Here is a 554-nt window from a genome sequence, read left to right as displayed (position 1 = left end):
CGTAGGTGTCATTCGCGAGATACTCTAAGGAACTTCGCAAGTTTTCCAGGATGGCTTTGACTTTTACAGACTTGATGTTCTGTGTTTGTTTCATGATATCAAGATTTTCTTCAACTTCTTGCAATAGGTCCAACGAACCTTCTCTAGACATACTGGCTTTTCCTCTTATCGTTTTTCAACATGTTATATCTAACAATGTTTTTGTTACATACCCCATTGTTCAAAATGTGAGACTAGTAATGCAAGTTACTATTGATGGTGTCCCGTATGCACCCGCCTGCGCAATTGTATCGCGGATCGGCATTGCGATTACAACCCACAACCGGGCGGACGTTTTAAAGCGTGCTATTGAGCAGCACCAGAAGCATCTGCCAGCTGGTGCGCTGGTGGTGGTGGTCGATGATGGTTCAAAACCTGCGGCGGTAGTTCCCCACGGCGTGCAGCTGCTTCGCCATGAAACATCACTCGGCATTGTTGCTTCGAAGAACGCCAGTTTAACCGCGCTGATGGACGCCGGGTGTGAGCATATCTTTTTATGGGATGATGATGCTTAT

General features: G+C 46.4%; 1 protein-coding gene. It reads left to right on the top strand.

Features of this window, described 5'->3' with window-relative positions; genetic code table 11:
- Nucleotides 1-239: 239 nt before the first annotated feature.
- Nucleotides 240-554: glycosyltransferase family 2 protein (locus RE027_RS18080; protein WP_368809683.1), on the top strand; the 315-nt coding region annotated here is incomplete at its 3' end.

Origin of the sequence: Kocuria sabuli (assembly GCF_040981185.1) — a bacterium.
In the GTDB taxonomy this organism is placed as follows: Bacteria; Actinomycetota; Actinomycetes; order Actinomycetales; family Micrococcaceae; genus Kocuria; species Kocuria sabuli.
The sequence above is the reverse complement of the archived record's forward strand: the minus strand, read 5'-3'. Positions and strand labels throughout refer to the sequence as shown.